The organism is Pseudomonas fuscovaginae SE-1, from assembly GCF_000364705.1.
Taxonomy (GTDB): domain Bacteria; phylum Pseudomonadota; class Gammaproteobacteria; order Pseudomonadales; family Pseudomonadaceae; genus Aquipseudomonas; species Aquipseudomonas fuscovaginae_A.
Window position 1 is genome coordinate 37,740 of record NZ_AQOH01000203.1, and the last position, 14,409, is coordinate 52,148.

General features: G+C 65.5%; 12 protein-coding genes. 5 read left to right on the forward strand and 7 right to left on the reverse strand.

Going from position 1 to position 14,409, the window contains the following annotated elements; translation table 11 throughout:
- Window positions 1-117: 117 nt before the first annotated feature.
- Window positions 118-4,014, forward strand: coding sequence for a phosphoribosylformylglycinamidine synthase (gene purL / locus K675_RS0118360; RefSeq protein WP_017904947.1), 3,897 nt, complete (start codon window positions 118-120; stop codon window positions 4,012-4,014).
- Between the two features lie 7 nt (window positions 4,015-4,021).
- A complete protein-coding gene (locus K675_RS0118365) occupies window positions 4,022-4,333 on the forward strand; it encodes a YqfO family protein (protein WP_017904948.1) in 312 nt (103 codons plus the stop codon).
- Here the strand turns inward: K675_RS0118365 and nagE are convergent.
- From nagE to K675_RS0118400, 7 genes are all read right to left on the reverse strand, one after another.
- Window positions 4,272-6,014: an N-acetylglucosamine-specific PTS transporter subunit IIBC gene (nagE, locus tag K675_RS0118370; protein WP_017904949.1), complete on the reverse strand. Its 1,743-nt coding sequence runs from the start codon at window positions 6,012-6,014 to the stop codon at window positions 4,272-4,274. The two genes, K675_RS0118365 and nagE, sit on opposite strands and share 62 nt — an antisense overlap.
- Window positions 6,015-6,038: 24 nt before the next feature.
- A complete protein-coding gene (gene ptsP / locus K675_RS0118375) occupies window positions 6,039-8,552 on the reverse strand; it encodes a phosphoenolpyruvate--protein phosphotransferase (protein ID WP_017904950.1) in 2,514 nt (837 codons plus the stop codon).
- A 13-nt stretch (window positions 8,553-8,565) separates the two neighbouring features.
- Window positions 8,566-9,588 carry an SIS domain-containing protein gene (locus K675_RS0118380; RefSeq protein WP_026145322.1) on the reverse strand — a complete coding sequence of 341 codons (1,023 nt, stop codon included), beginning with the start codon at window positions 9,586-9,588 and terminating at the stop codon, window positions 8,566-8,568.
- Window positions 9,569-10,675, reverse strand: coding sequence for an N-acetylglucosamine-6-phosphate deacetylase (gene nagA / locus K675_RS0118385; protein ID WP_017904952.1), 1,107 nt, complete (start codon window positions 10,673-10,675; stop codon window positions 9,569-9,571). The genes K675_RS0118380 and nagA overlap by 20 nt, the downstream gene beginning before the upstream one ends.
- Window positions 10,676-10,694: 19 nt before the next feature.
- Window positions 10,695-11,426, reverse strand: coding sequence for a GntR family transcriptional regulator (locus tag K675_RS0118390; RefSeq protein WP_017904953.1), 732 nt, complete (start codon window positions 11,424-11,426; stop codon window positions 10,695-10,697).
- A gap of 162 nt (window positions 11,427-11,588) precedes the next feature.
- The gene (locus K675_RS0118395) at window positions 11,589-12,092 is read right to left on the reverse strand and encodes a L,D-transpeptidase family protein (protein WP_017904954.1); all 504 of its coding nucleotides are present in this window, start codon (window positions 12,090-12,092) and stop codon (window positions 11,589-11,591) included.
- Between the two features lie 34 nt (window positions 12,093-12,126).
- On the reverse strand, window positions 12,127-12,684 hold the full coding sequence (locus K675_RS0118400; protein ID WP_017904955.1) for an NUDIX hydrolase: 558 nt from the start codon (window positions 12,682-12,684) through the stop codon (window positions 12,127-12,129).
- 141 nt (window positions 12,685-12,825) lie between these two features.
- Here K675_RS0118400 and K675_RS0118405 point away from each other — a divergent pair, with 141 nt between their 5' ends.
- From K675_RS0118405 to K675_RS0118415, 3 genes are read left to right on the forward strand one after another with little or no spacing between them, the layout of a single operon-like run.
- Window positions 12,826-13,425, forward strand: coding sequence for a CoA pyrophosphatase (locus K675_RS0118405; RefSeq protein WP_026145323.1), 600 nt, complete (start codon window positions 12,826-12,828; stop codon window positions 13,423-13,425).
- Window positions 13,426-13,477: 52 nt separating this feature from the next.
- The gene (locus K675_RS0118410) at window positions 13,478-14,002 is read left to right on the forward strand and encodes a gamma carbonic anhydrase family protein (protein ID WP_017904957.1); all 525 of its coding nucleotides are present in this window, start codon (window positions 13,478-13,480) and stop codon (window positions 14,000-14,002) included.
- Window positions 13,999-14,214, forward strand: coding sequence for a DUF1289 domain-containing protein (locus K675_RS0118415; RefSeq protein WP_017904958.1), 216 nt, complete (start codon window positions 13,999-14,001; stop codon window positions 14,212-14,214). The genes K675_RS0118410 and K675_RS0118415 overlap by 4 nt, the downstream gene beginning before the upstream one ends.
- Window positions 14,215-14,409 lie beyond the last annotated feature (195 nt).

Below are 14,409 nucleotides of genomic sequence, written 5' to 3' on the forward strand. Positions count from 1 at the left end.
ACGGCCCCGAATCGACACCCGGCCTGGGCGAGGATGCCGTTTCGGGTGCCGTCGCGGGCTGTTTAGGCTAGAATGCACGGCCTCAAAGCACACCCCCTTCCCGAGGCTGTCCCGAAGATGTTGATCCTGCGCGGTGCTCCTGCCCTTTCCGCCTTTCGCCACGGCAAACTTCTCGAGCAACTGAGCCAGAAAGTTCCGGCTGTCAGTGGCCTGTATGCCGAGTTCGCCCACTTCGCCGAAGTGACCGGCGACCTGACCGGCGACGAACAGCAAGTGCTGGCCCGTCTTCTGAAATACGGCCCGAGCGTGCCGGTTCAGGAGCCAAGCGGTCGTCTGTTCCTGGTGTTGCCGCGTTTCGGCACCATTTCGCCCTGGTCGAGCAAGGCCAGTGACATCGCCCGCAACTGCGGCCTGGGGAAAATCCAGCGTATCGAGCGCGGTATCGCGTTCTACGTGGCCGGCCAGTTCAGCGAGGCCGAGGCCGAGCTGATCGCCGCCAGCCTGCATGACCGCATGACCCAGATCGTTCTGGGCAGCCTGGAGCAGGCCGCCGGCCTGTTCAGCCACGCCGAGCCGAAGCCGCTGACCGCGGTCGATATCCTCGGTGGCGGTCGCGCCGCGCTGGAGAAGGCCAACGTCGAGCTGGGCCTGGCCCTGGCCGAAGACGAAATCGACTACCTGGTGAATGCCTTCACCGGCCTGGCGCGCAACCCGCATGACATCGAACTGATGATGTTCGCCCAGGCCAACTCCGAGCACTGCCGTCACAAGATCTTCAACGCCAGTTGGGACATCGACGGCGAGAGCCAGGAAAAAAGCCTGTTCGGCATGATCAAGAACACCTATCAGATGCACAACGAAGGTGTCCTGTCGGCCTACAAGGACAACGCCTCGGTGATCGTCGGCAACGTCGCCGGCCGCTTCTTCCCGGACCCTGAAACCCGCCAGTACGGCGCGGTGCAGGAGCCGGTGCACATCCTGATGAAGGTCGAGACCCACAACCACCCGACCGCGATCGCCCCGTTCCCCGGCGCATCCACCGGTTCCGGTGGCGAGATCCGCGACGAAGGCGCCACCGGTCGCGGCGCCAAGCCGAAGGCCGGTCTCACCGGTTTCACCGTGTCCAACCTGCAGATCCCGGGCTTCGAACAGCCTTGGGAGGTGCCGTACGGCAAGCCCGAGCGTATCGTCAACGCCCTGGACATCATGATCGAGGGCCCGCTGGGCGGCGCCGCGTTCAACAACGAGTTCGGTCGTCCGGCCCTGACCGGCTACTTCCGTACCTTCGAGCAGTCGATCAACACTCCGCACGGCGAAGAAGTGCGCGGCTACCACAAGCCGATCATGCTCGCCGGCGGCATGGGTAACATCCGTGCCGAACACGTGCAGAAGGGCGAAATCAGCGTGGGCGCCAAGCTGATCGTGCTCGGTGGCCCGGCGATGCTGATCGGCCTGGGGGGCGGTGCGGCCTCGTCGATGGCCACCGGCACCAGCTCGGCTGACCTGGACTTCGCTTCGGTACAGCGTGAAAACCCGGAAATGGAACGTCGTTGCCAGGAAGTGATCGACCGCTGCTGGCAACTGGGTGACAAGAACCCGATCAGCTTCATCCACGACGTGGGTGCGGGTGGTCTGTCCAACGCCTTCCCGGAACTGGTCAACGACGGCGACCGCGGTGGCCGTTTCGAACTGCGCAACGTGCCCAACGACGAGCCGGGCATGGCCCCGCACGAAATCTGGAGCAACGAATCCCAGGAGCGCTACGTGCTGGCGGTCGACGCGGCCGACTTCGAGCGCTTCAAGGCGATCTGCGAGCGCGAGCGCTGCCCGTTCGCCGTGGTCGGCGAAGCCACTGCCGAACCGCAACTGACCGTCACCGACAGTCACTTCGGCAACAGCCCGGTGGACATGCCGCTCGAAGTGCTGCTGGGCAAGCCGCCACGCATGCACCGTTCGGTCAAGCGCGAAGAGGAACTGGGCGATGATTTCGACCCGAGCAGCCTGGCGCTCGCCGACAGCATCGAACGCGTCCTGCATCACCCGGCCGTGGCCAGCAAGAGCTTCCTGATCACCATCGGCGACCGCACCATCACCGGCCTGGTGGCCCGCGATCAGATGGTCGGCCCATGGCAGGTTCCGGTCGCCGACGTGGCCGTCACCGCCACCAGCTTCGACGTCTACACCGGTGAAGCCATGGCGATGGGCGAGCGTACGCCGCTGGCCCTGCTGGATGCCCCGGCGTCCGGTCGCATGGCGATCGGCGAGACCCTGACCAACCTGGCCGCCTCGCGCATCGGCAAGATTTCCGACATCAAGCTGTCGGCCAACTGGATGTCCGCCGCCGGCCATCCGGGCGAAGACGCCCGCCTGTACGATACCGTGAAAGCAGTCGGCATGGAGCTGTGCCCCGAGCTGGGCATCACCATTCCGGTGGGCAAGGACTCCATGTCCATGGCCACCCGCTGGAAGGACGAAGGCGTCGACAAGAGCGTGACCTCGCCGCTGTCGCTGATCGTGACCGGTTTCGCACCCGTCACCGACATCCGCAAGACCCTGACGCCAGAGCTGCGCATGGACAAGGGCACCACCGACCTGATCCTGATCGACCTGGGGCGTGGGCAGAACCGCATGGGCGCGTCGATTCTCGCCCAGGTGCACGGCAAGCTTGGCAAGCAGGCGCCGGATGTCGATGACGCCGAAGACCTGAAGGCCTTCTTCGCGGTGATCCAGGGCCTCAACGCCGACGGTCACCTGCTGGCCTACCACGACCGTTCCGATGGCGGCCTGCTGGTCAGTGCCGTGGAAATGGCCTTCGCCGGTCATTGCGGCCTGAACCTGACCCTCGATGGCGTGGCGGAGTCCGCTGCGGACATCTCGGCCATCCTGTTCAACGAGGAACTGGGCGCGGTGATCCAGGTTCGCCAGGATGCCACCGCCGAAGTGCTGGCGCAGTTCAGCGCCGCCGGCCTGGGCGAGTGCGTTTCGGTGATCGGCCAGCCGTTGAACAACGGTGAGATCAGCATCAGTTTCAACGGCGAAACCGTGTTCACCGGCGAGCGCCGTCTGCTGCAACGCCAGTGGGCGGAAACCAGCTACCGCATCCAGCGCCTGCGCGACAACGCCCACTGCGCCGACCAGGAGTTCGACGTCCTGCTCGACGAAAGCAACCCGGGCCTGAGCTACAAGACCAGCTACGACGTGAACGAGGACGTGGCTGCGCCGTACATCAAGAAGGGCATCCGTCCCCAGGTGGCGGTACTGCGCGAGCAGGGCGTCAATGGCCAGGTGGAAATGGCCGCGGCGTTCGACCGTGCCGGTTTCAGTGCCATCGACGTGCACATGAGCGATATCCTCGCCGGTCGCGTCGACCTGAACGAGTTCAAGGGCCTGGTCGCCTGTGGCGGCTTCTCCTACGGTGACGTGCTGGGCGCCGGTGAAGGCTGGGCCAAGTCGGCGCTGTTCAACAGTCGTGCCCGCGATGCCTTCCAGGGCTTCTTCGAGCGTAGCGACAGCTTCGCCCTCGGCGTGTGCAACGGTTGCCAGATGATGTCCAACCTGCACGAACTGATTCCGGGCAGCGAGTTCTGGCCGCACTTCGTCCGCAACCGCTCCGAGCAGTTCGAGGCGCGGGTGGCGATGGTGCAGATCCAGGAGTCGAACTCGATCTTCCTGCAGGGCATGGCCGGTTCGCGGATGCCGATCGCGATCGCCCACGGCGAAGGTTATGCCGAGTTCGAAAGCGAGGAAGCGCTGCTGCAGGCCGACCTCTCCGGTTGCGTGGCCATGCGTTATGTCGACAACCACGGCAAGGTCACCGAGACCTACCCGGCCAACCCGAACGGCTCGCCGCGCGGGATCACCGGCCTGACCAGCCGTGACGGTCGCGTCATGATCATGATGCCTCACCCTGAGCGGGTGTTCCGTGCCGTGCAGAACTCCTGGCGTTCGGATGACTGGAGCGAAGATGCACCGTGGATGCGCATGTTCCGTAACGCGCGCGTCTGGGTGAACTGAGCCAGCGATGTACAAGCTCGCCTTCTTCGTTCCACCCAGCCATGTGGAGCAGGTCAAGCGTGCCGTATTCGCCGCCGGTGGCGGTCGAATCGGCACCTATGACCACTGCGCATGGCAGGTGCTGGGCCAGGGTCAGTTTCGTCCGATGGACGGCAGCCAGCCGTTCATCGGGCAGACCGGCGTGGTCGAGCGGGTGGACGAGTGGAAGGTCGAGCTGGTCGTCGACGATTCACTGATCGCGTCTGTGGTGTTGGCGCTCAAGCAGAGCCATCCCTACGAGACGCCGGCTTATGAAGTGTGGCGTCTGGCCGACTTCTGAGCATTGCCCCCAATGCTTCGCCGATCCCCGCGGCGTGTGCCCCCACCAGCAGATGCCAGGCACCCCCTGCCAATGGGCTGACGCCCTTGCAGCCGAGAGCGCTCAGTTGTGTCTCGGACAATTTCTCCACGTCCTCCAGTTGCACCCGCAGCCTCGTCTGGGCGACACAGTCCAGTGCCAGCACATTCTCCCTGCCGCCCAGCGCGTCCAGCCACTGTTGCAGTTGGCCGGGATTGATTGCGTTCGCATCGATCGCGACGGGGGCGGTGGCTGTCGGGATGTTCGCGGCGGTGTTCGGCAGAGCCAGCCGAATCTCGTCGGCGATGCTGTCGGCCAGCGGCCCGACCACCACCTGCAGGCTGCCAGCCTGACCGGGGCGGACCACCGCCAGGGCACCCAACTTCTTCAGTTCGTTGTCCAAGGCTTTGTCGCGGTCCCGTAGTTCCAGGCGCAGACGCGTGGTGCAGGCACCGACCGTCAGCAGGTTGTCGGCGCCACCCAGGGCGTGGATGTAGGCGCTGGCACGTTGGCTGCCGTCCAGAGTCTGGGTTTCGGTCGGACTGGCGATGATCTCGCGTCCCGGGGTTTTCAGGTCGAAACGTCGGATGCAGAAATCGAACACCGCGTAGTAGATCACGGCGTAGGCCAGCCCCAAGGGCAACACCAGCCAGCCATTGGTGGACTTGCCCCAGCCCAGGGCCATGTCGATGGCGCCGCCGGAAAAGGTGAAACCGAGGTGAATGTTCAGCAGGTTGGTGATCGCCATCGACAGCCCGGTCAGCAGGGCGTGCACGACATAGAGCAGCGGTGCGAGAAACATGAAGGCGAACTCGATGGGTTCGGTCACGCCAGTGAGAAACGAGGTCAGCGCCATCGACAGCAGGATTCCGCCCATCAGCTTGCGACGCTCGGGACGCGCATTGCGGTACATCGCCAGGCAGGCGGCGGGGAGGCCGAAGACCATCACCGGGAACATGCCGGTCATGAATTGCCCCGCCTTGGGATCGCCGGCGAAGTAGCGGGCCAGGTCACCGGTCACCACCCGGCCGGTATCCGGGTCGGTGAACGTGCCGAAGACGAACCACATCATGTTGTTGAGGATGTGGTGCAGGCCGGTGACGATCAGCAGGCGGTTGAACACGCCGAAGATGAATGCGCCAATGCTGCCGCTTTCGACCATCAGCAGACCCAGGCTGTTGATCGCGTGCTGGATCGGTGGCCAGATCAGGCCGAGCACCAGCCCCAGCCCGACCGCGGAAAAACCGGTGACGATCGGCACGAAGCGCCGGCCGCCGAAGAAGGCCAGGTACTCGGGCAGCCTGATGTCCTTGAAGCGGTTGTACAGCACGCCGCCCAGCAGGCCGCTGATGATCCCCGCGAGCATGCCCATGTTGATCTCGGCATCGATGACCTTCAGCGTGGCCACCAGCACCAGGTAGCCGATCACCCCCGCCAGCCCGGCGGTACCGTTGTTGTCGCGGGCAAAGCCGACGGCGATGCCGATGGCGAAGATCAGCGCCAGGTGGGTGAAGATGGCATTGCCGGCATCGTGGATGATCGCAATGTTCAGCAGGTCGGCGTCACCCAGGCGCAGCAGCAGGCCGGCGATCGGCAGGATGGCGATGGGCAGCATCAGGGCCCGACCGAGGCGTTGCAGGCCTTCGATGAAAAGCTGGTACATGGTGGCTCTCCTTATTGTTGTTATTCAGTCCAGTGGCCAGTGTTGGCGGCAGGCCTCGCGCACGCTCGCGGCACTGCCGAGCTGGAGCAGCGATGCGCTGATACGGCGGCATTCGGCGGCGTCGAGGTGGCGCACCCGCTCCTTGATCTCGCCGATCTGCGGCGGGCTCACCGACAGCTCGCTGACGCCCAGGCCGATCAGCACCGGCGTGGCCAGCGGGTCCGAGGCGAGGGCGCCGCAGACACCGACCCAGCGCTGGTGTAGAGCGGCCCCGGCGCAGGTGCTGGCGATCAGTTGCAGGATCGCCGGGTGCAGGGCGTCGACCCGCCCGGCCAGGCCGGCATGGTCGCGGTCCATGGCCAGGGTGTATTGCGACAGGTCGTTGGTGCCGATGGAGAGGAAGTCCGCGTGCTCGGCCAGTTGACCGGCCAGCAGTGCAGCGGACGGCACCTCGATCATGACGCCCAGTTCCGGGAGTTGGCTGGTCCCCAGTTCACCGGCCAGCCGCTCCAGGCAGCGGCGAATCTGCAGCAGTTCGTCGACCTCACTGACCATGGGCAGCAGGATCCGGCAGCGTTGCGCGGGGTTGACCTGCAACAGCGCCCGCAATTGCTGTTCCAGCAGTTGCGGGCGTGCCTGGGCGAGGCGGATGCCGCGCAGGCCGAGCACCGGATTGGCCTCCGCGGGCAGGGGCAGGTAGTCGAGCTGCTTGTCGCCGCCGACGTCGATGGTGCGGATGATCACCGGCTTGTCGCCCATGGCATCGACGACCGCCTGGTAGGCGTAGAGCTGTTCCCGTTCGTCGGGCGCGGTCCGGCGGTCGACGAAGAGAAATTCGGTGCGCAGCAGGCCGACGCCGTCGGCGCCACTCAGGTGAGCCTGCCGTGCCTCGGCGGCCGAGGCGACATTGGCCGCCACCTCGATCGTCAGGCCGTCGCGGGTTTGGGCCGGTGACAGGCCGCGCTCCTGCTGGCGCTGGCGGCGCAGTTGATGTTGCCAGCGGGCGATGGCGACGCCTTCGAGACGGGCCTGGTCGGGCGTCAGTTCGAGACGGCCATGGTCGGCGTCGAGCACCAACTGTTGTCCGGGAGCGATCTCCAACAGTGCCGGACCGAGGGCGACCAGGCAGGGCAGGCCCCGGGCCCGGGCGAGAATGGCGACATGCGAGGTGGCCCCACCTTCGGCCATGCACAGCCCGGCGACGTCCTGCTGGCTGATCAGCAGCAGGTCGGAAGGCGTCAGCTCCTGGGCGACGACGATCGCACCCTGTGGTAGTTCGTAGTGGCAGGCTTCGCCGAGCAGGGCGCGCAGCACGCGCTGGCGCAGGTCGCGCAAGTCATTGGTGCGTTCGGCGAGCAGCGGGTTGCCCAGCTCAAGCAGGACCTGGCACTGGCTGTCGATCGCCTGGCTCCAGGCATGGGTGGCCGCACTGCCGTGGGCGATGGCCTGGTGGGTGGTATCGAGCAGTGCCGGGTCTTCGAGCAGTGCGAGATGGGCGTTGAAGATCGCCTGTTCGGCATGATCGCCACGGCTCAGGGCCTGCTGCAGGGTCGCGCGGATCTCGCTGCGCACCTGTTCCAGTGCACCGTTGAGCGCTTGTCGTTGTTCCTGCGCGTCATGCTCGCCGGGATCGGGTGGCAACTGGATGCCCTGCAATCGCGCCAGCGGGCCGCTGACCAGGCCGGGTGCGGCGCACACGCCGTGCAGAACGCCGGCCTCGACGGGGCGGCTGGCGATTGGCGGGGGTGGCGCGGCGTGAGGGTGGTCTTCGGCCAGGGGCGTTTTCAGCACCTGCAACAGGGCCTGTATGGCTGCTTCGCGGTCCTTGCCCCGACAGCTGATTTCGACCTGGGCCAGTTCCTCGACACCCAGTCCCATGATACCGATCAGGCTGTCGAGGGAGGCCGAGCGATCCCCCAGGTGCAGGCGGGCGCTACAGTCGAAGCCTTGTGCGGTCTGGCGCAGCAGGGCGGCGGGTCGCGCATGCAGGCCGCCGCGATGGGCGACCCGGGCATGCCGCCGGACTTCGTCGCCGCTGCTTTCCGGGGTGGCTGCCGCGCGTGGTGTTTGGCGTGGAACGATCTGCAGCACGGGGTCGCCGACCTTGACCGATTCGAGTGTTCGCGCCCGCAGTTCGTAGTGTTCGCCATTGGTCAGCACCAGCGGGCTGACCAGGCTCCTGCTGTGGCGGGCCACCTGGTCCAGGTCGAACCGCAGCAGGGCCTGCCCGGCTTCGACCCGGGCGCCTTCCTCGACCAGCAGGGTAAAACCTTCGCCCTTCAGCGCGACGGTATCCAGGCCCAGGTGCAGCAGCAGTTCGGCGCCGTTGTCAGCGCGCAGGGTCAGAGCGTGCAGGGTCCGTGCGACCTGCACGATCACCCCGCCGCAGGGAGCATGGAGGCTGTCGTTGAGTGGGTCGATGGCGATACCGTTACCCAGGGCGCCACTGGCGAAGACCGCATCGTCGATGTCGAACAGTGGCGTTACGGGGCCGCTCAGCGGAGCGCCGAGGGTCAGCTCGTTATTGTTGTTATGCATGGCACGGTACTCGTCAGTGGGTACGGGTGACTTTGCTCAGGTGGCGCGGTTGGTCGGGGTCCATGCCCCGGGCCACGGCCAACTGGGCGGCCATCACGTAGAAACTCTGGATCGCCAGGATCGGGTCGAGAGCCGGGTGGCGGGCGCAGGCCAGGTCCAGGTCGCGCTCGGCGATATCGCTGGGGGCGGCGAGCAGCACCCGTGCGCCGCGCTGGCGCATGTCGGCGGCGAGCTTGAGCAAGCCGGCCTGCTCCGCGCCGCGTGGAGCGAAGACCAGCAGTGGATAACCGTCATCGATCAGCGCCATCGGTCCATGGCGGACCTCCGCGCTGCTGAAGGCTTCCGCCTGGATCGCCGAGGTTTCCTTGAATTTCAGCGCCGCCTCCTGGGCGATGGCGAAACCGGCACCGCGGCCGATCACCATCAATCGTTCGCTGCCGCGCAGCACCTCCAGGGCCGGACTCCAGTCCAGGGCTGCCGCCTGCTGCAGGCCTTCGGGCAGGGCCCGGCCGGCCTCCAGCAGAGCGGGTTCGTACTGCCAGTAGCCGAGCAGCCGGGCGCTGGCGCTGAGGGTGGCAATGAAGCTCTTGGTGGCGGCGACGCTCTGTTCCGGTCCGGCCAGCAGCGCGATGGTGTGTTCGCAGGCGGCCTGCAGCGGCGAGTCGGGGGCGTTGACCATGGCCACGCTCAAGGCCCCGCGTTCGCGCAGCAGGTGCAGGCTGTCGACCAGATCGGGGCTCTGCCCGGACTGGGAAAAGGCGAACACCGCCTGGCCGTCGACCTGCAAGGGCGAGTGCCGCAGGGTGACCACCGACATCGGCAGCGAGGCCACCGGCACGCCGGTCTGCTGCATGGTCAGGTAGGCGAAATAGCTGGCGGCATGGTCGGAGCTGCCGCGGGCGACGGTCATCGCCACCTGTGGTGGCTGCTCGCGCAGGCGCGCGCCGATGGCGATCAACTGTTCATCGAGTACCTGCAACTGGCGGTTGACCGCCTCGTGGGAGGACAGCGCCTCTTCAAGCATTCTGCAAGTCAATGGCTTCTCCTTCGACCATTACCGCGGTCAGTGTCAGTGAGCGATCCAGGCGCACGCAGTCGGCCCAACTGCCGGGCTGCAGGCGACCGCGTTCGGCGAGGCCGAGGTAGTCGGCGGGAAACTGCGAAAGTCTTTGCGAAGCTTCGGCAAGGGGCAGGCCGATCTTCACCAGGTTGCGCAGGGCCTGGTCCATGGTCAGGGTGCTGCCGGCCAGGGTGCCATCGGCCAGCCTCACTCCGCCCAGGCACTTGGTCACGATGTGGCTGCCGAGGCTGTACTCGCCGTCGGGCATGCCGGCGGCGGCGGTCGAATCGGTCACGCAATAGAGGCAGGGAATCGAGCGCAGGGCCACGCGCATCGCTCCCGGGTGCACGTGCAAGAGGTCAGGTATCAGTTCGGCGTAGCGCGCATGGGCCAGCGCGGCACCGACGATCCCCGGTTCCCGGTGGTGCAGCGGGCTCATGGCGTTGTACAGATGGGTGAAGCTGCTGGCTCCGGCGGCGAGAGCCGCCACCCCCTCTTCGTAGCTGCCCAGGGTATGGCCGATCTGCATGCGGATGCCGCGTTGGCTGAGGTTGCGGATCAGCGTTTCGTGGCCGGCGATTTCCGGGGCGATGGTGATCACCCGGATTGGGGCCAGGTGCAGGTACTTTTCGACTTCGGCGGCGATCGCCGTATGGGCGAAGTTCGGCTGGGCGCCGAGCTTGCCCGGATTGATGAACGGACCCTCGAGGTGCACGCCGAGGATGCGCGCTGTGCCGGGCTGGCGTCGTTCGCAGTGGGGGCCGAGTTGGGCGAGGATGGCGCTGATTTCTTCGGCCGGTGCGGTCATGGTCGTGGCGAGCAGGGCGGTGGTGCCGAAGCGCAGGTGGGTGCGGGCGATGGTGTCGAAGGCATCGCCGCCCTGCATGATGTCCTTGCCGCCGCCGCCGTGGACATGCAGGTCGATGAATCCCGGCAGCACATACGGCAGGTCGTTGTCGGCCGGATCGCAGGGTTCGCCGTCGATGCGCAGCACCCGGCCTTGCTGGTGGGTCAGGTGGCCGCGAATCCAGCCTTGGGGCGTGAGGATATTGTCTTCGGGCATGGCGGCTTTCCTGTGCGGGCTAGCGTCGCAATTCGGCGACGAAGTCGTAGTAGTCGTTGCGGCAGTAGGTGTCGGTCAATTCGATGGGGGTGTTGTCTTCGAGATAGCCGACTCGGGTCATCAGCAGCATTGCGGTGCCGGGCTCGATGCCGACCAGGGCGGCGAACTCCGGCGAGGCGTTGATCGCGCGGATGTGTTGCAGTGCCCGTACCACCGGCCGGCCAATCCGGTCCAGATACTCATAGAGCGAGTCGCCGATCTTCTCCGGCTCGGGCAGCAGCGCGGCGGGCAGGGTACTCATCTCGATCGCCATCACCGTGTCGTCGGCCTTGCGCAGGCGCTTGAGGCGCGCGACCTCGGCAGTGGGCGAGAGGGCCAGGCGGATCAGTTCGTCATGGCTGGGTAGGGTGATGTGGCGTTCCAGCCAGTGGGAGCCGGGCACGAATCCCTTGGAGCGGAGCATCTCGCTGAAGCTGGAGAGGCGTGACAGCGGCTGTTCCAGGCGCGGGGTGATGAAGGTTCCAGAGCCCTGATTGCGGCGGATCAGGCCTTGTTCGAGGAGGACTTCCAGGGCCTTGCGCGAGGTCACGCGGGAGATGCCGAGCAACTCGCTGAGGTTGCGTTCCGAGGGTAGCGCCTGTTCGGCTTTCCACTGGCCGGCATGAATGGCGGCTTCGAGGTTGCGTGCCAGTTGCAGGTACAGCGGCGTGGGTTGCGACTCGTCAGGGCGCAGGGCGAGTATCTTGTCCATGCAGGTTTCCGATGCGGTTATTGGCGTTCTTGTGCTCGGGAGTGGTATTGAAGCTAATACCACTTGAATACCATGTCAATGCCAGTGGTTTTCTCCGAACGTAACAAAAAGCCCGACATGGGGCATGTCGGGCTTTGCGGGGCTTGCGGGTGAAGGCCGGGCTCAGGGGCGGATTTCCACCAGGGTGCCGTCCTTGACCAGGTTCCATACTTCGCGCATGTCGACGTTGCGCATGCCGATGCAGCCGTCGGTCCAGTCGAGGGTGTGCAGCCACTGCTCCGGGTAGTCCTCGGAGTCCGGGGTGCCGTGGATCATGATCATGCTGCCGGGGTTGACGCCTTCGCGGCGGGCGCGGGCGGCGTCGCTGATGTTCGGGTAGGAGATGTGCATCGACAGGTTGAACTTGTCGCTGGTCTTGCGCCAGTCGATCCAGTAGAAGCCTTCCGGCGTGCGGCGGTCGCCCTCGATCAGCTTGGGGCCCTTGGGGTTGCGCCCCAGGGAGATCCGGTAGGTCTTCAGCGGCTTGCCGTCGTTGATCAGTTGCAACTGGTGGGCGGATTTGAGAACCAGGACTTTTTCGATGGTCCGGCCCTGCAGCGGATCGGCGGCGGTGGCCTGGGACAGCGTGGCGAACGACAGGCAGAAAACGGCTAACAACCAACGCATTGAAACGATATCCCTGGAAAGGTGGCAGAGCGGCTTATTGGGGTTCGGCCGCCTTCGGCATCATGGGCGGCACGGCTTCGCTGCGTACCGGAAATTCCCGGGTAGGGCGGTCGGCGAAGAAGCATTCTAAGGTACGCCCGACGGTCCTGAAAGCCAGCTCGGACCAGGGGATCTCATGCTCCTCGAACAGGCGCACCTCAAGGCTCTCCGGGCCGGCGGCGTAGTCCAGGTCGGCCAGTTCCGCGCGATAGAACACATGCACCTGGTTGATGTGCGGCACATCGATCAGAGTGTAGATGCTCAGGTTGTCGACCCGGGCGCAGGCTTCCTCGAGGGTTTCCCGACGCGCGGCCTGTTCCACGGTCTCACCGTTCTCCATGAAGCCCGCCGGCAGGGTCCAGTAGCCCAGGCGCGGCTCGATGGCGCGTCGGCACAGCAGCACCTGGCTGCCCCAGACCGGCAGGCAGCCGGCGACGATGTTGGGGTTCTGGTAATGAATGGTCTGGCAGTGGTCGCAGACAAAGCGCAGGCGCGTGTCGCCTTCGGGGATGCGTTGACTGACCGGTTTGCCGCACTGGCTGCAGAACTTCATGGGCTATTCTCTGGAGGATCCGCCTATTTTCGCGTGCGCTGTTGTCTGTCGGCAAGTTGCGCGTTCGCGCAACCGTCGAGGGGTTGGGTGCTCCCACGGTTTGGTGCATGATGCAGGGTAAGTCAGACATCGAGATCAGCCATGCAGGATGAGCTACTTCGACGTGTAAGAGAGCATACTCCCCGGCCTCTGGAGACGGACCGACGTTTTCCGGAGGCAGCGGTATTGGTGCCGATCACGCGCAACGAAGAGCCGGAACTGGTACTGACGTTGCGTGCCAGTGGCCTTTCGACTCATGGTGGCGAGGTGGCTTTTCCAGGTGGGCGGCGCGATCCGGAGGACCCGGACCTGGCCTTCACCGCCTTGCGCGAAGCCGAGGAGGAAATCGGCCTGGCGCCGGGTCTGGTGGAAATCATCGGTCCGCTCAGTCCACTGATCTCCCTGCATGGGATCAAGGTCACGCCCTACGTCGGCGTGGTCCCGGACTTCGTCGAGTACCGTGCCAACGACGCGGAAATCGCTGCGGTGTTCAATGTGCCGCTGGAATTCTTCCGCCAGGACCCGCGCGAACATACGCACCGGATCGACTACCAGGGCCGTAGTTGGTACGTGCCCAGCTACCGTTATGGCGAATTCAAGATCTGGGGGCTGACGGCGATCATGATCGTCGAGTTGATCAATCTGCTGTATGACGCCAAGATCAGCCTGCATAAACCGCCGGAGCGGTTCATCAATATCTGAATCCAAGCCATCGTCAGTATGGCGCCGTACCCCGAGCCGTGAGGACTACCGCATGAAATACCGCCTGGGCGACTTTCGCGTCGAAGCCCACCCGCAGAGCTGGGTGGCACCCAACGCCGTACTGGTTGGCAAGGTCAAGCTGGAAGAGGGCGCCAGCGTCTGGTTCAACGCCGTGCTGCGCGGTGACAACGAGCTGATCCTGATCGGTCGCAACAGCAACGTCCAGGACGGCACGGTGATGCATACCGACATGGGTTACCCGCTGACCATCGGCACTGGCGTGACCATCGGCCACAACGCCATGCTGCACGGCTGCACCGTTGGCGATTACAGCCTGATCGGTATCAACGCGGTCATTCTCAATGGCGCGAAGATCGGCAGGAACTGCATCATCGGCGCCAACGCGCTGATCGGCGAAAACAAGGAAATTCCCGACGGTTCGCTGGTGATGGGCTCACCTGGAAAGGTGGTGCGCGAACTGACCGAGCAGCAGAAGAAGCTGCTCGAAGCCAGCGCGGCCCACTATGTGCACAACTCGCAGCGCTACGCCCGCGACTTGCGGGAAGACGAGGCATGAGCACGGCTGAACGCCCGGTGGCCTCGCCCTGCGTGAGCATCTGCGCGCTGGACGAACAGGATATCTGTACCGGTTGCCAGCGCACGGCCGGGGAAATCGGCCGCTGGGGACGTATGGACAACGCCGAGCGGCGCGAGGTGCTCGCCCGCTGCCATGAACGGGCCAAGGTGGCCGGCCTGTTGTGGACGGTGGCCAGTCCGGTGGCGTCCTGAGTGGTCCTTTGTGGGCCGATCCCCGGTTGTGGGTTGCCATGCGGGCCGCTTCACGGATGAACCGGGGCGCAGGACCAGCGGCTCCCACGGCTCCGCGACGTTTGCCCTGGTTCATGGGCCCTGGAATCTGCAATCCATCGTTGGGGGTATCCCGGCTGAAGAAGGGGAGGGCGCTGCCTCGTGGCAGGGGGGGGG